The sequence below is a fragment of the Rhodococcus sp. NPDC080181 genome (genome assembly GCF_040702225.1).
In the GTDB taxonomy this organism is placed as follows: Bacteria; Actinomycetota; Actinomycetes; order Mycobacteriales; family Mycobacteriaceae; genus Rhodococcoides; species Rhodococcoides fascians.
Genome location: NZ_JBFBKN010000006.1, coordinates 274,931 through 292,981 on the forward strand (window position 1 = coordinate 274,931; position 18,051 = coordinate 292,981).

Genomic DNA, 18,051 nt, shown 5'->3' on the forward strand with positions numbered 1-18,051 from the left:
CCCGGGGATACTGGTCCGGTGACTGCCACGCTCCGCATCGACGATCTGGCCGCCTTTCACGGCGATCGAACCCTGTTCTCCGGACTCGATCTGACGGTGACCGAGGGTGATGTGATCGGGTTGGTCGGTGCGAACGGTGCCGGTAAATCGACGCTGTTGACGCTGCTGGCGGGCGTGGGAACTGCCGATCACGAGGGTGAGATCTACACCAGCCCGCCCGACGCAACCGTCGGTTATCTTGCGCAGGAGCCCGAGCGCATCGCCGGGGAGACGGTGTTGGATTTCCTCGGCCGGCGTACCGGGGTCACCGATGCCGAAGCCTCCATGAACGCAGCCGCCGAGGCGTTGGGTGGCAGCGACTCCGGTCACTCCGCAGGCTCCGCTCCTGCCGACGAGGACCTCTACACCCCGGCGCTGGAGAAGTGGCTGGCTCTCGGCGGCGCGGATCTGGCGGAGCGAACGGCGAAGGTGCTCGCGGATCTGGGCCTCGATGTCGACGGCGGCGCATTCATGACGGATCTATCGGGTGGGCAAGCCGCCCGAGCCGGGCTCGCCGCGATTCTCCTCGCGCGTTACGACATTCTTCTGCTCGACGAGCCCACCAACGACCTGGACCTCGCAGGCCTCGAGCAACTCGAACAATTCGTCGTCGCGACGCGGGCGGCCATCGTCGTCGTCAGTCACGATCGCGAGTTTCTGGCGCGGACGGTGACCGGTGTCGTCGAGCTCGATCGAGCGCAGCGTCGCATCGATGTGTACGACGGCAGCTACCAGTCCTATCTCGCGGAACGTGAAATTGCGCGCCAGCATGCACGGGAGAAGTACGACGAGTTCGCAGACACCAAGTTGGCGTTGGAGTCTCGCGCGCAGATGCAGCGGAACTGGATGGAATCGGGCGTCCGCAATGCGCGACGCAAGGCCACCGACAACGACAAGATCGCCCGCAAGACTCGCGCCGAGTCGACCGAAAAGCAGGCCGCGAAAGCTCGGCAGACACAGCGCCGCATCGAGCGACTCGAGGTGGTCGAGGAACCCCGTAAGGAATGGGAACTGCGGATGGAGATCGCGGCGGCTCCTCGCAGCGGGACCGTTGTCGCGGTGTTGGGCGGAGCCGTCGTACGCCGATCGGACTTCACCTTCGGTCCGGTGACGACGCAGATCGACTGGGGCGATCGCATCCTCATCACCGGACCCAACGGCTCCGGCAAAACGACGCTGCTGTCGGTACTGCTGGGCCGGTTGACGCCGGACGAGGGAACGGCCTCACTGGGTTCGGGTGTGGCGATCGGCGAAATCGACCAGGCACGAGCCTATTTCGTCGGCGACGGAACAGTGTCCGACGCCTTGAGTGCAGCAGTTCCCGAGTGGCCCGACGCCGAGGTCCGCACACTGTTGGCCAAGTTCGGGCTGCGCGGCGACGACGCACTGCGGCCGGCGTCGTCCTTGTCGCCGGGTGAACGAACCCGTGCCGCACTCGCATTGCTACAGGCCCGCGGCGTGAACCTGCTGGTGCTGGACGAGCCCACCAACCACCTCGACCTGCCCGCCATCGAACAACTCGAACGCGCGATGGAAAACTTCGAGGGCACCCTGCTGCTGGTGACCCACGATCGCCGCATGCTCGACACCGTTCGCAGCACTCGTCACTGGACGATGAACGATGGGCAGCTGAGAGAGAAGTAGGTCGCAGTGAAATCGGGTGCAGCTGACCGCGGTGGTGAGCGCGGCTAGCTGCACCCGATTTTCGTCAACTGAGAAGAATTTCGTTCACCTCGGCGGCGGGAAGCATCGGCAACGTGTGATGCGTGGCTCCGTCGAGTATCACGGTCCGCGCTGCAGGCAGGGCGGTTCGGACCGCCGATTCGATTCGAGCGGCATTGTGCACCTTGCCATTCCCAGCCAGCACCACGGTTGTCGCTACACCGAAGTTCGCGAACGTAGCAGGATTCGGCCGTTTCGGAACAATGGTTTTTGTGGTCGGAGCATGCGCGGCTCCCAGAGCAAGTACGTCGAGCCAATCCGGATCCAACTGCGCGTCATCGGTTTCCCATCGGACGAAAGCACGCTGCCGTTTCTCGTTGGGAGACAGCAGTATCGGTAGGGCGTGCAGCAGGTAGCGCGGACTCATGGAGCCGAAGCATGCGTTGGGATCGAGTAGCGTCAGCGCATCGACGCGGCTCTCGTTGCGCAAGGTGTACGCCAGAGCGATCATCGCGCCGTAGGAATGGCCGCACAGTGCCACAGCTCGAAGGCCCAGTTCATCCAGCACCGCCGTCACCCAGTTCAGCAGCTCGTCCACGGAGTCGATGGACTGCTCACCGGGCACGCTCCGTCCGACGTCGCCCATGAGGTCGACCGCGTAGACCCGATAGTGCTGCGAAAGCGCGTTGATGTTGGCGAACCACACGGTGGACGTGGCACCCGCCCCAGGGAGCAGCACCAGCGCCGGGCCGTCGACGGGTCCGCAGGCGTTGATTCGCGTGGTGCCGTGCACCGTGTTCACGTCGATTGCTTGGGTATCCGCCGGCCACTTCTGCAGCACCCGGTCGTAGGCGGTGAAGAATCCGTCGAGCGTCACTGGTACCCCTATTCTCTCGATGATCGAGATAGTAGACAATAGAGAGACATCTCGTCCAGCATCTCCCGAGGGATCAGCACATGACCGAGCCCGCCTCTACCGTCCATCAGCTACGCGCACTGACGGTCGACCTCGATCTTCTGGGCGCAGAATTCGCCCAGCGTCACGCGCTCCACCCGACGGATATCCGGGCGCTGATCTGTCTCCTCGACGCGGACCGAGCCGGAACGCGCGCTACGCCCGGTTGGCTAGGAACCCAGCTGGGCCTGGAATCCGCATCGGTCACGGCCCTGATCGATCGAATGAGCAAGCGAGATTTGGTATCACGCGAAGCGGACCCAGCCGATCGCCGGCGAGTACTGCTGCGCGTGACTGCACACGCGTCGGAACTCGGGACAACGTTCTTCGGCCCCGTCATCGGCCAGGCCGTCGACGAGCTCGCCCGCTTCACGCCAGAGCAGCGGGCGACGATCGACGAGTTTCTGTCGACGATGCGCGCCATCGTTGCCAACGCTCGGGAGCAACAGACCCCGTAGACAAATCAGCAGTTTTGTTATTAACGGTTGACACATCGTTGGGTTTATACAACACTTCATTGTCATGAGTCCCGTCAAGCGCGGTACCGCGCTCCCGATCTACAACAGGGTGGGTGTTCTGCGGGCAGAACGAAAGATGAGCCGCGCGCAACTGGCCGAACTCGTCGAAGTCAACCCCCAGACAGTGGGTGCCCTCGAACGAGGAGACCACTACCCGAGCCTCGACCTCGCGATGCGCATCTGCGACGTCTTCGATCTGCCGATCGAAGCGGTGTTCTCACGCACCGAACTCGGACCACTCTCGGCCGAACTCTTCCGAAAGGAAAAGGATCGATGACCACGCCCGGCTCCGACATCCTCACCCGCTATCAGGCGTATCGCACCCGGCGATTCCTCGAGAACGACGCCAAGACACGGCATTGGCTACCCGCCTGGCGAACCCAGCATCGACGCCGAATCCTCGTTGTCGCTGTGGCTGCACTCCTCTTCGCATTTTTCGTCGTCAGTATCGGCAGCCTGTTCTCGAAGTGGTTCGCGATCGGATGGATACCGGCCGCCCTGGTGTTCATACCGGTGTGGACTGTTCTCCAGACGGTCTCGGGCCGGCACGGAGACGCACCGGTAGGAGCACTCGACGAGTGGGAAGTGCAGCAGCGCAACGAAGCTCGATCCATCGGCCTCACCGTCACGCAGACCCTGGTGATGGCGGCGGCGTTCGCGTCCATCTTCCTGTCCACGGCGAACGACGAGATGCCGCGCCTGGCCTACGCAGGTGGCGGATGGACTCTCGCCGCACTGATGACCGGCATCTGCTCCCCCGCAATGATTCTCGCGTGGATAACCCCTGACCCCGAACCAGAAGACACCGAAGAGTTCGACCAGCAGTAACGACCGAAAGGGCACCATGAGCACCCTCACGATCGACTCCGTCTCCAAGAGATACGGCGATAAGATCGCCCTCGACAACCTGAGTTTCGACGTCCGGCCGGGCGAACTCTTCGGCTTCGTCGGCAGCAACGGCGCGGGCAAGACCACCACGATGCGCATCGCGCTGGGCGTGCTGTCGGCAGATTCCGGCCAGGTTCTGTTGGGCGGCAAGCCCGTCGACCTCGATGTCCGCCGCACCATCGGTTACATGCCGGAGGAACGCGGGCTGTACCCGAAGATGAAGGTCGGCCCGCAATTGGCGTACATGGCCGAGCTACACGGCCTCTCGTCGAAGGATGCCAAAGCCGCAGTGATTCGCTGGACCGAACGCCTCGGCATCGACGAGCGAGTGAACGACACCGTCGACGCACTGAGCCTGGGGAATCAGCAGCGCGTGCAGTTGGCAGCCGCGCTGGTGCACGACCCCGCAGTGCTCGTGCTGGACGAACCGTTCTCCGGCCTCGACCCGATCGCCGTCGACGTCATGAGCGAGGTACTGCGCGAAAAGGCCGCTGCCGGAGTGCCGGTGGTGTTCTCGAGCCACCAACTCGATCTGGTGCAACGCCTGTGCGACCGAGTCGGCATCATCGCCGCAGGCTCGATGAAAGCCGTCGGTACCGTCGACGAACTACGCGGATCGGGAGATTCGCACCTGCACGTCCACGCACCGAACGCTGCGCCCGGATGGGCGTCGGGCATCGCCGGAGTGAGCACACTCGGGCACAGCGACGGCGTCACCGTTCTCGGGCTGGCACCGGGAGCCGATGATCAAGAAGTCCTGCGGGCCGCTCTCGCGACCGGACCGGTACACGAATTCTCCATCCAGAAACCTTCCCTGAGCGACCTGTTCCGAGAGGCGGTAGTGGCATGAGCTCCCAACTGAACTCCTTCAGCGCAGTGTCCTTGATAGCCAAGCGCGAGTTCACCGTTCAGGTGATGAAGAAGAGCTTCGTCATCAGCAACGTGATCATCCTGGCCGTCATCGTCGGCGGCATCATCGCATTCTCGATCTTCTCCGGCAGCGGTGACGAAGAGCGCGACGTCATCGGCGTCGCCGGGGACCAGTCCATTGCAACGGTATTGGAGGCGACCGGCGACGCCGTCGGTAGCCCCGTCGAAGTCCGTGACGTTGCCGACGCGGCGGCCGCGCGCAGTGGCGTCGAATCCGGGGATCTCGATGTGGCGCTGGTTCCCGACGGCACTGCGGGCGCGTACACCGCCGTCACCGAGTCCGATCTGACCGGCACGTTGCGCGCCGTCGTCGAAGGCAGTGTCGCGACGCAGGCCACGAATGCTGCACTGGCGCAACAGGGTGTCGACCAGAACGAGCTCGGGGCAGCGACGAGTGCCGCGACGGTCACCGTCGACGCGATCGATCCGCCCGACCCCGAGGCCGGTCAGCGGACAGCCCTGGCCCTGTCGGCCGTGTTCCTGTTGTACGCACAGATCATCGGCTTCGGCATGTACGTCGCGATGGGCGTCGTCGAAGAAAAGTCTTCGCGCGTGGTCGAACTGCTGCTCTCCACCGTTCGCCCCCTGCAGTTGCTCTGGGGCAAGATTCTGGGCATCGGTGCGGTCGGCATCCTGCAGCTCGCTCTGTACGGAATTGCCGGTGTGGGAGCAGGATTGGGCACAGGCGTACTCACCGTCACCGGTGCCGCGGTGAGTGTCTTCGCGGCCACACTCGCGTGGTTCATTCTCGGCTTCGCGTTCTTCGCGGTGCTCTACGCAGCGGGCGGATCCATGGTCTCGCGGCAGGAGGACGTGAACTCGACGACCATGCCACTGCTGATCCTGATCATGGCCATGTTCTTCGCGGCCTTCTATTCCGTCAGCGATCCGGAGAGCACTCTCGCCAACACGCTGAGCTGGATCCCGCCGTTCTCGGCGATCATGATGCCGCTGCGCATCGCCGCGGGCGTGACCTCGCCGGTGCAGATCGTCGGTTCGGCAGTCCTGATGGTGATCACCACCGCGATCCTGGCGATGGGCGCAGCGAAGATCTATCAGCGCTCCATTCTTCGGATCGGCAAGACCGTCTCGTGGAAGGAAGCATTCGCTCGATAGAGTTCGCGCCATGAGCCCACGGACATCCGCCGCCGAGATTCTCGATTCCGTTCTCGACGGCGGATCGTTCGTGTCGTGGGACTCCACGCCCGTGGACGTCCATCCTGGGGAGTCCTATCTGAAGGATCTGGCCAAGGCTCGCGAGAAGAGTGGCGTCGACGAATCGGTGTTGACCGGCGAGGGCACCATCGACGGCCGACGCGTCGCAATCGTTGCCTGCGAGTTCGCGTTTCTCGCCGGATCGATCGGCGTCGCGGCGGCCGAGCGCATCACCTCCGCAATCGAGCGCGCCACTGCAGAGGGCCTGCCACTCATTGCCTCCCCCACCTCCGGCGGCACGCGCATGCAGGAGGGAACGTTGGCCTTCGTGCAGATGGTCAAGATCGCCTCCGCCGTCACCGCACACAAAGCGGCGCACCTGCCGTATGTGGTGTATCTCCGCAATCCGACGACGGGAGGCGTTTTCGCATCCTGGGGTTCACTGGCCCACGTCACCGTCGCCGAACCCGAGGCCCTCATCGGGTTCCTCGGCCCGCGGGTGTATCAGGCCCTGTACGACAAGCCATTTCCCGATGGCGTCCAGACCGCCGAGAATTTGTACCAGCACGGTGTCATCGACGGTGTGGTGCCGGTCGAGCAATTGCGTCACTTGCTGATCCGCACGCTGCGAGTGATCGTCGACGCATCCGTGTGGACGGACGTTCCCGAAGTCGAACGTACGAGCATTCCCCAGCAATCGGCCTGGCACTCGGTGCAGTCGTCGCGCCGCGCCGATCGTCCAGGGATTCGGCAGATCATCGAACATGCTGCGGCCGAACATGTTCCGCTCAGCGGCACCGGCCAGGGCGAGGCCGACACCTCGATCCTGTTGTCCCTGTGCCGCATTCGCGGTGTCTCCTGCGTGCTGTTCGGCAACGACCGAAGCAGCAGCACCGCCACGGCAACGATGGGACCCGCCGCACTACGAGAAGCTCGCCGCGGCATGCGCCTGGCCGAGGAACTCCGGCTACCTCTGGTACTCGTCATCGACACATTCGGCGCAGCACTGTCCAAGGAAGCCGAGGAGGGTGGTCTCGCTCCCGAGATCGCGCGGTCGATCTCCGACCTGGTCACCGTGAACACCCCGACGGTGTCGGTACTACTGGGCCAGGGCACCGGCGGCGGAGCACTCGCACTGCTGCCCGCCGACCGCGTCCTGTGTGCCCAGAATGCCTGGCTCGCACCACTTCCACCCGAGGGTGCCAGTGCCATCGTGCACCGCGATACCGCCCATGCACCGGACATGGCCGAGGCTCAGGGCATTCGGTCGGTCGATCTGCTGCGAGACGGCATCGTCGACGCCATCGTTCCCGAACTCCCCGATGCAGCCGACGAACCGGCCGCGTTCTCCGGTCGCATCGCCGATGCCATTGTCCGCGAACTACGCGAGCTGTCGACCCTCGAAGCGGCAGCTCGGACGAGTGCGAGACTCGGCCGCTACCGCACTCTCGGGGTCGCCTTGTGAGTGGAAACTCGACCCCTGCTACGAGACCGGAGTGGAGCCTGCGGAACGACCGCAGGCTCCGCCGTGCACGTGCGAGGTCACGAGCGCTACTACGTCGCCCGCACGCAGGTCGGCTGGCAACTCGACCGGACTGACGCAACTGCGCCCCGGACCGTGCACGTCGACCTTGACCACCGGGCCCACCGAGTGCCGGTTGACCACTACTGCCTGCTGAAGATCACCGAACTCCGCATCGACGCCCACCTCGCCGGCGATGACCGACCGCACGCGAGTGATCAGAATCCGACCCCACTGCACCGGAGTGCCCTCGGCATCGGCCACATCCTCGAGCGCGACGCCGTCGACGGTGATGCGGCCGCACACACAGTGAGTGTCCTCTGGCCAGAGCGCTGGATCGCACCGCGACACATAGGCGGCACCGAGAGACGGAAGAATGTCCACAAGAGTCATGAGAAGAAGTCTTGCGCCGGGCGGTGGCGTCGAACAGGGGTGTTGACGCAATCTTGACGCCTCGGCCGTGAATCTTGACGGCGTGTGGGCACCAGTGCACACAACGACCGCCGGTCGACGGGATTCCGCCGGTCGTCGCCGGTAGTGCGCAACCCGGCCCGGACCACCCCACCTCGAACTACGCTCGCAGACATGAGTGGCGAGTATCGGCAGGCATTCGACAGCAGCATCGAGAACCGCGAGGATTTCTGGCTGGCGGCCGCGTCGGGAGTCGACTGGGACACCCCTCCCACCACGGCGTTCGACGGTTCGCAGTGGTTTCCCGGAGCCCGTCTCAACACGTGCGTCAACGCCCTGGATCGGCACGTCGACGCCGGCCACGGGGATCGGACCGCACTGATCTACGACTCGGCGATGCTCGGGCTCACCCGGAGCTACACCTACGCCGAACTTCTCGACCAGGTCGCGCGCTTCGCCGGGGTGCTGCGCGCGCAGGGCGTCGGACCGGGCGACCGCGTGGTCATCTATCTGCCGATGATTCCCGAGGCCGTCATCGCGATGCTCGCGTGCGCACGGCTCGGCGCGGTGCATTCGGTGGTGTTCGGCGGCTTCGCGGCCAAGGAGCTCGCAGCGAGAATCGACGACGCCGAGCCGGTGCTGCTGATCACCGCGAGCGGTGGGTTCGAGCCGGGTCGCGTCATCGAATACCTCCCCTTGGTGCAGCGCGCCCTGACGCTCACGACCGCGAACACACCGGCCGTGATCGTAAAATCACGAGAGGGCATTCCCGGCGAACACGAGTGGCTGGATTGGGACACCCTCATCGCCGACGCATCCGCCGCACAACCGGTTTCGATGGCGGCGACGGATCCGCTGTACATCCTCTACACGTCTGGTACGACGGGCAAGCCCAAGGGCGTGGTGCGCGACAACGGCGGTCATGCCGTCGCGTTGACGTGGTCGATGCGCAACATCTACGACGTGAATGCCGGTCAGGTGATGTGGACGGCCTCCGACGTCGGGTGGGTGGTGGGACACTCGTACATCGTCTACGGCCCGCTGTTCGCCGGTGCCACAACGGTTCTCTACGAGGGCAAGCCTGTCGGGACTCCCGATGCAGGCGCGTTCTGGCGGGTGATTCAGGACCACGGTGTGCGGGCCCTGTTCACCGCACCGACCGCGCTACGCGCCATTCGCAAGGTCGATCCGCACGCCGCCGAGCTCGAGAAATACGACACGTCCTCGCTCGAGACACTGTTCGTCGCCGGTGAACGCCTCGATCCCGATACGTACGAGTGGATTTCACGCACCCTCGATCGACCCGTCGTCGACCATTGGTGGCAGACCGAGACCGGGTGGGCCATCTGCGCCAACCTTCGCGGGCTGGAACCACTTCCGATCAAACCCGGATCGCCGACCGTGCCGGTACCGGGATTTCAGGTCGGTATCCTCGACGCGTCCGGTAATCCCGTGGACGCAGGCTCGGAGGGCAACATCGTCGTGCAGCTGCCACTGCCGCCCGGTGCACTGGTCGGACTGTGGAACGACGAATCACGTTTCCAGCGTTCGTATCTCGATACTTTCCCCGGTTACTACCTCACCGGCGACTCCGGTTACATCGACGCCGACGGGTACGTCTACGTACTCGGTCGCAGCGACGACGTCATCAACGTCGCCGGACACCGTCTGTCCACCGGATCGATGGAGGCGGTACTCGCCGGCCATCCGGCCGTCGCCGAGTGCGCCGTCATCGGTATTCACGACGACCTCAAAGGACAGCGTCCCAGCGGCTATGTAGTGCTCAAGGCCGGCGAGAACATCACCGAGGAACAGCTGCGCACCGAATTGGTGGCCATGGTTCGCGATCAGATCGGTGCGCTCGCAACGTTCCGCGACGTGACGATCGTCGGAGCGCTGCCGAAGACCCGATCGGGCAAGATCCTGCGGAAGACGATGCGTCAGATCGTCGCAGGCGAGGAATACGGCGTGCCGTCGACCATTGAGGATCCCGCAGTCCTCGATGCACTGGAGAAGCTACTCGGCAGATAGGCGGAAACCGAAGCAACCATGGCCGAAACCCGCGCGCCATGGGGCACTCCCGCACGATAGCGTCCTCGGCATGACAGATCTCGACACCCGCCCCGCCGTCGACTGGCTCGCACTCGGTGCGGTCACCGTCACGGTGATCTCGTGGGCCTCGGCCTTCGTCGCCATCCGCGGCGTCGGCGAGTCGTTCGGTGCCGGCCCACTCGCTCTGGGCCGGCTCCTCATCGGATCGTGCGCCCTCGGCGCGATCGTGCTGGTCAGGAGACAGTGGGTCAAGCCGAACCGCACGCAGTGGTTACAGATCGCCAGCGTCGGCGTGTTCTGGTTCGGCGTCTACAACGTCGCCCTCAACGCCGCCGAGCAACGTGTCGACGCCGGAACGACGTCGATGATCATTCAGATCGGCCCCATCCTGGTGGCGCTGTTCGCCGGTCTGCTTCTGGGCGAGGGCTTTCCGAAGTGGTTGGTGATCGGTGCCGGTATCGCGTTCGCCGGTGCCGTCATGGTCGGCGTCGTCACCGCCGTCACCACCACCTCGACCACCAGGACGGACGCCGACTTCCTCGGCATCGCACTGTGTCTCGTATCCGCAGTGACCTATGCGATCGGAGTACTCAGCCAGAAGCCGGTACTGCGCACGGTCCCCGGCCTGCAGGTCACCTGGATGGCCTGCACCATCGGGGCGGTCTGCACACTCCCGTTCGCGCCTGCTCTGCTCGACGACCTGTCCACCGCCTCGGCCGGAGCCACCGGCGGACTGCTCTACCTCGGCCTGGTTCCCACCGCGCTGGCGTTCAGCACCTGGGCCTATGCGCTGACGCGCATGAACGCAGGCAAGCTCGGCATCACCACGTATGCGGTGCCGCCGATCACCATCACTCTGGCCTGGTTGTTGCTCGGCGAGATACCGCACATTCTCGCCGTCGTCGGCGGTGTCATCTGCCTCGTGGGTGTCGGATTGTCCCGCAGGAGATAGCAGCCGTCACAGGGCCTTGAACCGAGCGATAGCAACCTCACGCTCGTGCTTGTGGTCGACGATCGGATCCACGTACTCCTTGGGTCGGCCGAACTTCAACGTGTGCACGGCTTTTCCCTCCTCACCGCGTAGCTCCGGCACCCAGCGCCGTACGTAATCGCCCGTCGGATCGAATTTCTCACCTTGGGTGATCGGGTTGAACACTCGAAAGTACGGCGAGGCGTCGGTACCGGTGCCCGCGGTCCACTGCCAGCCGTGCTGATTGTTGGCCAGATCGCCGTCGACGAGATGCTGCATGAAATAGCGGGCACCTCGCCACCACGGCAGGTGCAGGTCTTTGACGAGGAACGACGCGACGATCATACGGACTCGGTTGTGCATCCACTTCTCCGAGTTCAATTGCCGCATACCGGCATCGACGATCGGAAAGCCGGTCTCGCCCTTACACCAGGCCTCGAACAGCTCGTCGGCGTGCTTGCCCGAGTCCAGTTCGATCTTGTCGAACTTCTTGACGTAGTTCTCGCGCGCACTGTCGGGGCGCTGAAACAGGATGTCGGCGTAGAAGTCTCGCCAGCAGATCTGCCTCCGATACGCAGCGGCACCCTCGTTGCGGAGCTTGCCCAGGTCGGCCAGCATGGTTCGCGGATGAATGGTGCCGTACTTCAGATGCACCGACATCCGGCTCGTCGAATCGAGGTCGGGGCGGTTGCGTTCGTCGTCGTACTTCGAGACGTCGTCTAGAAAATCCTTCCACTGCGCCCGTGCGGCTTGCTCGCCTGCATCGGCGTCGGAGGTCTCGTTCTCGCTCGGAACTTTCGCCCTCTTCACGCCTTTCACGTGGTCGGGGTCGATCCACGTCACGGTTTTCGCGGACGTATCGGCCGGTCCGCGCCAACCGTGTTCCATCCACTGCCGTGAGTACGGCGTGAACACCTTGTACGGCTCACCGTCGTTCTTGGTGATCCGTCCGGGCGCAACGGCATACGGCGAACCGGTCTCGACCAGCGTCACCTTCTCGCCGACGCGCTGGTCCCGCGACCGGCCGTACGGACCGTAATCGGCGCTGATGTGGACCTCGTCGGCGTCGATCGCCTTCGCCACCTTCGGCACCACCGTCTCGGGGTCGCCGTGCACCACCATCAGCCTGCCGTCGAGCTGCTCGTCCAGTGCCTCGAGCGACCGGAACAGGAAGTCCTTGCGCGGACCGCCGGAGGGCTTCAGCAATCGGTCGTCCAGTACGAAGAGCCCCAGTACCGGATCCCCGGACTCGGCAGCGGCGGTGAGGGTGGGCAGATCCCCCAGTCGGAGATCACGGCGAAACCAAACGAGCGACATGCCGTCAGTCTTACCCAACCCGGCTACGAGCAACCCCCATCGCTGTTTCGGGGATTCTCAGAGAATCGCCAATCCATGCTCACCGACGCCGCAACATCGCCCCCTACCTTGGGAAATACGCCGATCAGCCGCGAGCAGAGGAGAGAACATCATGACGAACATCCGCCCCTTCCCCGGTGCCCTCTCCCTCGTCGAGAGCACCTGCACGTTCGAGAAGTACTACGAGCAGCTCTATGCCAAGGCACCCGCCCTCGCCTGGACCCTCGACGCCGACGTCGATCGCCGCACGGCCCTCGAGGAATTCTTCGCCAAGACGCCCGAGGAGCGGCGTACCACCGTAGACAGCTGGGTTGCCTAGCATTGGGAGGTGACCGAATCGCCGAGCACCCCCGCCACCGTCCTCGTCGTCGACGATGACACCGATGTGTTGTCGTCGCTGCAGCGCGGCCTGCGCCTGTCCGGCTTCACGGTCATCACGGCGTCGGACGGGGCCGAGGCGCTCGGCGTCGTGTCGCGCACCTCGCCCGATGCGATCGTGCTCGACATCAACATGCCGGTGCTCGACGGCGCAAGCGTCGTGACTGCGTTGCGCGCCATGGGGAACGACATTCCGATCTGTGTTCTCAGTGCCCGCAGCTCCGTGGACGATCGCATCGCCGGTCTCGAATCCGGTGCCGACGACTACCTCACCAAACCGTTCGTGCTCGCCGAGCTGGTGGCCCGCATCCGGGCCATGCTCCGACGGCGCGGCACCAGTCCGGTCATTCCCGCAGTCGATCCCGGTATCCCCAATTCGGCTGTCGCCGTGGGCACTTTGGTTGTCGATATCGCGGGGTACCGAGTGCACCGCGGCGGCGTCGACATCGATCTCACGAAGCGCGAGTTCGAGTTGCTGGCCATTCTTGCTCGCAACAAGGGCGTCGTACTGACGCGTGAGCGACTCCTCGAATTGGTCTGGGGCTACGACTTCGTCGCCGACACCAACGTCGTCGACGTGTTCGTCGGCTATCTACGCCGCAAACTCGAGAGCGACGGCTCGCCGCGCATCCTGCACACCGTCCGCGGTGTGGGCTTCGTCGTGCGGGAGTCGGTATGAGTTTCTCGCTTCGCGCCCGGGTCGCGGCGGCGACGGCCCTCGGTGCCACCCTTGTCGTGGCGGCCCTGGCCGTGGTGACGTCGGTGGCCATTTCCCGCAACAACGTCAACCAGCTCGACGAGCGTCTGACGACGGCATCGCAGGTGCTGGTCCCGAACTCGTCGACGCTGGAAGCCTTCATCGATCAGCTGTCCGGAGCGTTCGCTGTCACCATTCGCAGCGGAGACATCGTCGTCGCCTCGACTCCTACGCGGTTGCCGGCCCTCGACACCGGTTCTCAGACAGTGGATGTGGACGGTCAGCGGTTTCGGGTCTACACCGCGACCTCGACCGTGGTCTCGTCCGTGTCCATCTCCATCGGTGTCCCGGCCATCGAGGCGCAGCAGGTGACCGACGAGCAACAGAGACAGGTGATCCTGCTGGGGCTGGCTGCGGTCGCCGTGTCGACGGGCCTGGGTTGGCTGTTCGGAGGACGTGCCGTCAGACCGCTGGTGACGCTGACGCGGCAGGTCAGCGCTCAGCCTCCGTCGGCGCCGCAGACCCGAACCGGAGTCACCGAGGCCGACGAGCTCGCGGTCGCGATCGGGGGCATGCTCACCCGACTGAACGAGGCACAGGAACGCACCAATGCCGCCCTGGACACGGCACGCGATTTTGCGGCCGTGTCGGCCCACGAGCTGCGCACCCCGTTGACTGCGATGCGTACCGACATCGAAGTGTTGCGCACCCTCGATCTCGAGCGCGCGCAGCAACAGGAAATCCTGACCGACCTCGAACGCACTCAGGGCCGAGTCGAGACGACCCTGACCGCGCTCGAACGATTGGCATCGGGTGAATTGTCCAGCGAGGGCGACCGGGTCGAGACCGACATCATCGACATCTGCGACGTCGCCGCGCAGGACGCGCAGCGTCAGCACCCGGGTCTGGACGTTCGGGTGGAGTCGGAACCGGAGTGCGAGATCACGATTCGCGCACTCCCCACCGGAGTTCGACTCGCGGTGGACAACGCGATCGGCAACGCCGTCCGGCACGGCGGGGCGAGCACCGTCGTCATTCGCGTCGAGCGCGCGGACGCGCTGGTCCGAATCCTGATCGACGACAACGGATCCGGCGTTCCGGTGGACGAACGCGAGTCGGTGTTCGGACGCTTCGAGCGTGGAGCCGGAGCCGCGAAGGGCGGCTCCGGCCTCGGTCTCGCGCTGGTGGCCCAGCAGGCCGAATTGCACGGTGGCCGCGCATATCTGGCAGACAGCCCCCTCGGGGGTGCCCGATTGGTGCTCGAGCTACAGGACCGCTGACGAGAGATCTGCTACTTGACGTCGAGCAGATCGATGACGAAGACGAGCGTCTTGCCGGACAGACGGTGACCTGCGCCGGCGGGGCCGTATGCGAGCTCCGGCGGGATGGTGAGCTGGCGGCGTCCGCCGACCTTCATCCCGGGGATGCCGTCCTGCCAGCCCTGAATGAGGCCTCGGAGCGGGAACTGGATGGACTCGCCGCGGTTCCAGGACGAGTCGAACTCCTCGCCGGTGTCGAACTCGACGCCGACGTAGTGCACCTCTACGTTTCCGCCCGGTACTGCCTCTGCGCCGTCACCTTCGACGAGGTCGACCGTCACCAGATCCAACGGTGCCGGTCCGGCTTGAAATTCGATCACTGGCTTCGTCACTGAAGTCTCCTGCGGTTGTGCCGGCCCGCCGACGCCGACTGCGGTGTTCTGGGCATGGTCGGCACCGATTTTACGTCGTCACGGTCAGCCGATCGGAGCTGGCATCAACATCGTCTTGTATTCGCAGGTCAGCGTATTGCCGGTTGCGGGGTCGGCCATCTCGACCTTCCAGGTGTCGGCGAACTGGTTCACACCGGGGTGCATCGAGATGGTGCCGGAGATCAACACGGTTCCACGGGTGAACAGTCCACGGTCGGCGAGCACGTCGAGCCAGTAGTGCGGAGCGAGAAGATCACCGAGTGTTCCGGTCTGAATTGCGACGCCGTCCGCCCACGCGGTCAAGGTGATCTCGTCCAGCCGATCGGCGACCTCCGACAGACGCCACGCGCCGGTGCCGAGCACATCGGGAGCCGCGTTCTTGCTCCACGCGACACTGTGCACCTCCAGGTCACGGTCGGTGTGATCGCAGGCGACCGTCAGCAGCACGTCGTCGATCGTGTCGCCCAGGATCACCAGCGCCCACTCGGCCTCGCCCGACGTACGGCCGTGCTGGACGGCAACGGCGTCCGTCTGCTGCGCCAGGTACGGCGAAATGGGATACAGCGCCGGGGTCACCGTCGGAGCCGGAACGCCCAGTTCGGCCAGCTCCGCGATGTGCGACGCCACCTCCTCCTGGTTGCGTCCGGCGTACCCGGCGTTGAGCAACGCGTTCACCTCGACCGATTCGGAGGTGCCGTCGGGCAGCGTGAATGTGAGCATCAGTAAGGACCCTCTCCTCGTAAATTTTCTGTTTCCGATGCGCACAAAGGCTTGCGCATACGTCTTGTATACAGCAAGTATGGAGCACGTACAACGGATAGAGTGATCCCAGGCACACGAAGGAGTCGTCATGACCGAACCTGTTTCGGTAGATAGAAAAGGCCTGGCCAAGGCCTTTGCGGCCAGCCTCACCGGAACGGCATTGGAGTGGTACGACTTCGCGGTCTACTCGGCCGCCGCAGCTCTGGTGCTTCCGCTGGTCTTCTTCCCGGACAGCGACCCACTGACCGGGACTCTGCTGGCTTTCTCGACATACGCGGTCGGGTACGTCGCCCGTCCGGTCGGAGGGTTCGTCTTCGGCCGGCTCGGCGACGTCATCGGACGAAAACAGCTCCTCGTCATCACCCTGATGTTGATCGGCGTCACGACCTTCGCCATCGGTCTGATCCCCGGATACGACTCCATCGGCATCGCGGCACCGATCATTCTCGTCACGATGCGCTTCTGTCAGGGCGTTGCCGTCGGCGGCGAATGGGGCGGAGCCGTTCTCCTGTCGAGCGAATACGGCGATCCCCGCAAACGCGGATTCTGGTCTTCCGCAGCACAGATCGGACCACCCGCGGGCAACCTGCTCGCCAACGGTGCACTTGCCGTTCTGACGCTGACATTGACCGACCAGCAGTTCGAGTCCTGGGGATGGCGCGTGGCGTTCCTGTTCTCCGCGGTACTCGTCGGATTCGGTCTGTGGATCCGGTTGAAGCTCGAGGACACCCCGGTGTTCAAGGCGCTGCAGGAAAGCGGCGAACGTTCCGAGGCACCGATCAGCGAAGTGTTCAAGACCGAACTGCGACCCCTGGTGGCAGGCATCATGTCTCGTGTCGCGCCGGACGTCATCTACGCACTGTTCACCGTCTTCTCGATCACCTACGGCACACAGAAGTTGGGCTTCGAGCGCAGTGAGGTACTGACCGCCATTCTGATCGGGTCGGCATGCCAACTCGGCCTGATCCCGCTCGCCGGAGCAGTGTCCGACCGCATCAACCGACGCCTCGTCTACGGCGTCGCAGCCGTGGGCGGTGTCGCGTGGAGTGCGATCTTCTTCCTCGTCATCGGCGGAGGATCGCTACCGCTGCTGATCCTGGGTGTGGTGGTGGGCCTGGCGTTCCACTCGTTCATGTACGGGCCACAGGCAGCATTCGTCACCGAGCAGTTCAGCGTTCGATTGCGCTCGACCGGCAGCTCGTTGGCGTACACGATCGCCGGTGTCTTCGGTGGTGCGATGGCTCCGCTGATCTTCGTCTACCTGTTGGACAAGACGGACAGCTGGGTGCCGATCGCCGGGTACATCGTCGTTGTCGGCGCCGTGACACTCGTCGGCCTCGCCCTCGGACGCAACCCGGACCCCACCGAGGACGAGCACTACGTGCTGCTGGGCCAGCAGCACGAAAATGCTACGCGCGCAACAGAGTCTGAAGCGTGACCTCGAGGTGAGCGTCGATCTTCTCGTGCACCAGGCCCTCGTCGCCGGCACTCAGTGCGTCGATGATGGCCTGGTGCTCGGCGCACACTCGGTGTTGCCGGTTGGCGGCGGTGAACAACGCACTCAAGCCCACTCGGAGCTGACGCGCCCGCAAACCGGCATACGTGCGCGAGAGCAGATCACTGCCCGCCGAATCGATCAAACTCTGATGGAACGTCCCGTCCCAGTCGATGAATTCCTTGGGAGCGTCGGTGCTGTCGGAATTCATCAGCAGCTCCTGCTGATGCAACGCATGCTGCATCGCCGCGATCGGAGCGTCACCGGCACGCAGCGCCCGCGACGCCGCGTGCCGTTCCAGAACGCCTCGCAGATCCATCAATTCGGCGATCTGCCGTCCGGACATCGCCGGCACATGAGCACCGCGCTTGGGCACCATCTCGACCAGACCCTCGGACTGCAGCATCAGCAACGCCTCACGGACCGGCGTGCGCGATACGCCGATTCGAGTCGCAAGTTCCTGTTCGTTCAGAAAAGTGCCGGTGGCGGCCGGTGACGACAACACCTGATCACGGACGAACTGGTACGCCTTGTCCCTCCCCGACAGTGGTTGCATACGATATGTATACCT

At 64.5% G+C, this 18,051-nt stretch carries 18 protein-coding genes and 1 pseudogene; 13 read left to right on the top strand and 6 right to left on the bottom strand.

All coding sequences use genetic code 11. From position 1 onward, the window contains the following. Positions 1 to 18: 18 nt before the first annotated feature. The gene (locus AB0O58_RS10190; RefSeq protein WP_366238158.1) at positions 19 to 1,683 is read left to right on the top strand and encodes an ABC-F family ATP-binding cassette domain-containing protein; all 1,665 of its coding nucleotides are present in this window, start codon (positions 19 to 21) and stop codon (positions 1,681 to 1,683) included. A gap of 64 nt (positions 1,684 to 1,747) precedes the next feature. Here AB0O58_RS10190 and AB0O58_RS10195 read toward each other — a convergent pair whose 3' ends face one another. Then, positions 1,748 to 2,578 carry an alpha/beta fold hydrolase gene (locus AB0O58_RS10195; protein ID WP_366238159.1) on the bottom strand — a complete coding sequence of 277 codons (831 nt, stop codon included), beginning with the start codon at positions 2,576 to 2,578 and terminating at the stop codon, positions 1,748 to 1,750. Positions 2,579 to 2,658: 80 nt separating this feature from the next. Here AB0O58_RS10195 and AB0O58_RS10200 point away from each other — a divergent pair, with 80 nt between their 5' ends. The 6 genes from AB0O58_RS10200 to AB0O58_RS10225 all read left to right on the top strand — a co-directional run bounded on the left by AB0O58_RS10200 (position 2,659) and on the right by AB0O58_RS10225 (position 7,612). Beyond that, the gene (locus tag AB0O58_RS10200; RefSeq protein WP_288124379.1) at positions 2,659 to 3,114 is read left to right on the top strand and encodes a MarR family winged helix-turn-helix transcriptional regulator; all 456 of its coding nucleotides are present in this window, start codon (positions 2,659 to 2,661) and stop codon (positions 3,112 to 3,114) included. Positions 3,115 to 3,178: 64 nt separating this feature from the next. Then, positions 3,179 to 3,451, top strand: coding sequence for a helix-turn-helix transcriptional regulator (locus AB0O58_RS10205; protein ID WP_032365905.1), 273 nt, complete (start codon positions 3,179 to 3,181; stop codon positions 3,449 to 3,451). Further along, positions 3,448 to 4,002 (top strand): hypothetical protein, encoded by a 555-nt coding sequence (locus AB0O58_RS10210; RefSeq protein WP_366238160.1) that lies wholly within the window; start codon positions 3,448 to 3,450, stop codon positions 4,000 to 4,002. The genes AB0O58_RS10205 and AB0O58_RS10210 overlap by 4 nt, the downstream gene beginning before the upstream one ends. 16 nt (positions 4,003 to 4,018) lie before the next feature. Then, positions 4,019 to 4,912 carry an ATP-binding cassette domain-containing protein gene (locus AB0O58_RS10215; RefSeq protein ID WP_032381681.1) on the top strand — a complete coding sequence of 298 codons (894 nt, stop codon included), beginning with the start codon at positions 4,019 to 4,021 and terminating at the stop codon, positions 4,910 to 4,912. Continuing rightward, positions 4,909 to 6,108, top strand: coding sequence for an ABC transporter permease (locus AB0O58_RS10220; protein ID WP_206498749.1), 1,200 nt, complete (start codon positions 4,909 to 4,911; stop codon positions 6,106 to 6,108). The genes AB0O58_RS10215 and AB0O58_RS10220 overlap by 4 nt, the downstream gene beginning before the upstream one ends. A 10-nt stretch (positions 6,109 to 6,118) precedes the next feature. Then, entirely contained in the window at positions 6,119 to 7,612 is a 1,494-nt protein-coding gene (locus AB0O58_RS10225) for a carboxyl transferase domain-containing protein (protein WP_206498748.1), read from the top strand. Positions 7,613 to 7,906: 294 nt separating this feature from the next. Here the strand turns inward: AB0O58_RS10225 and AB0O58_RS10230 are convergent. Next, positions 7,907 to 8,062: pseudogene (locus AB0O58_RS10230) on the bottom strand (diaminopimelate decarboxylase); the annotation flags it as partial. A gap of 192 nt (positions 8,063 to 8,254) precedes the next feature. On the opposite strand from AB0O58_RS10230, the gene AB0O58_RS10235 reads away from it, so the two are divergent. Both AB0O58_RS10235 and AB0O58_RS10240 read left to right on the top strand, forming a co-directional pair. After that, positions 8,255 to 10,111: a propionyl-CoA synthetase gene (locus AB0O58_RS10235; protein ID WP_206498747.1), complete on the top strand. Its 1,857-nt coding sequence runs from the start codon at positions 8,255 to 8,257 to the stop codon at positions 10,109 to 10,111. 70 nt (positions 10,112 to 10,181) lie between these two features. Beyond that, the gene (locus AB0O58_RS10240) at positions 10,182 to 11,084 is read left to right on the top strand and encodes a DMT family transporter (RefSeq protein ID WP_032372942.1); all 903 of its coding nucleotides are present in this window, start codon (positions 10,182 to 10,184) and stop codon (positions 11,082 to 11,084) included. Between the two features lie 6 nt (positions 11,085 to 11,090). On the opposite strand, the gene AB0O58_RS10245 is transcribed toward AB0O58_RS10240, so the two are convergent. After that, a complete protein-coding gene (locus AB0O58_RS10245) occupies positions 11,091 to 12,419 on the bottom strand; it encodes a deoxyribodipyrimidine photo-lyase (protein WP_206498746.1) in 1,329 nt (442 codons plus the stop codon). Positions 12,420 to 12,570: 151 nt separating this feature from the next. Here AB0O58_RS10245 and AB0O58_RS10250 point away from each other — a divergent pair, with 151 nt between their 5' ends. The 3 genes from AB0O58_RS10250 to AB0O58_RS10260 are packed head-to-tail and all read left to right on the top strand — an operon-like array spanning position 12,571 to position 14,813. After that, positions 12,571 to 12,777: a hypothetical protein gene (locus AB0O58_RS10250; protein WP_032365896.1), complete on the top strand. Its 207-nt coding sequence runs from the start codon at positions 12,571 to 12,573 to the stop codon at positions 12,775 to 12,777. A gap of 9 nt (positions 12,778 to 12,786) precedes the next feature. After that, the gene (locus tag AB0O58_RS10255) at positions 12,787 to 13,515 is read left to right on the top strand and encodes a response regulator transcription factor (RefSeq protein WP_032388603.1); all 729 of its coding nucleotides are present in this window, start codon (positions 12,787 to 12,789) and stop codon (positions 13,513 to 13,515) included. Continuing rightward, positions 13,512 to 14,813 carry a HAMP domain-containing sensor histidine kinase gene (locus tag AB0O58_RS10260; RefSeq protein WP_027495933.1) on the top strand — a complete coding sequence of 434 codons (1,302 nt, stop codon included), beginning with the start codon at positions 13,512 to 13,514 and terminating at the stop codon, positions 14,811 to 14,813. The genes AB0O58_RS10255 and AB0O58_RS10260 overlap by 4 nt, the downstream gene beginning before the upstream one ends. 11 nt (positions 14,814 to 14,824) lie before the next feature. Here the strand turns inward: AB0O58_RS10260 and AB0O58_RS10265 are convergent, their stop codons facing one another. After that, the gene (locus tag AB0O58_RS10265; RefSeq protein WP_027495932.1) at positions 14,825 to 15,184 is read right to left on the bottom strand and encodes an FKBP-type peptidyl-prolyl cis-trans isomerase; all 360 of its coding nucleotides are present in this window, start codon (positions 15,182 to 15,184) and stop codon (positions 14,825 to 14,827) included. Positions 15,185 to 15,268: 84 nt separating this feature from the next. Continuing rightward, complete coding sequence (locus AB0O58_RS10270; protein ID WP_094666158.1) at positions 15,269 to 15,943, bottom strand: DUF2848 domain-containing protein; 675 nt, start codon at positions 15,941 to 15,943, stop codon at positions 15,269 to 15,271. A 130-nt stretch (positions 15,944 to 16,073) separates the two neighbouring features. On the opposite strand from AB0O58_RS10270, the gene AB0O58_RS10275 reads away from it, so the two are divergent. Beyond that, positions 16,074 to 17,423: an MFS transporter gene (locus AB0O58_RS10275; protein WP_032372947.1), complete on the top strand. Its 1,350-nt coding sequence runs from the start codon at positions 16,074 to 16,076 to the stop codon at positions 17,421 to 17,423. On the opposite strand, the gene AB0O58_RS10280 is transcribed toward AB0O58_RS10275, so the two are convergent. After that, a complete protein-coding gene (locus tag AB0O58_RS10280) occupies positions 17,395 to 18,036 on the bottom strand; it encodes a GntR family transcriptional regulator (RefSeq protein WP_032365894.1) in 642 nt (213 codons plus the stop codon). The two genes, AB0O58_RS10275 and AB0O58_RS10280, sit on opposite strands and share 29 nt — an antisense overlap. Positions 18,037 to 18,051: the final 15 nt, after the last annotated feature.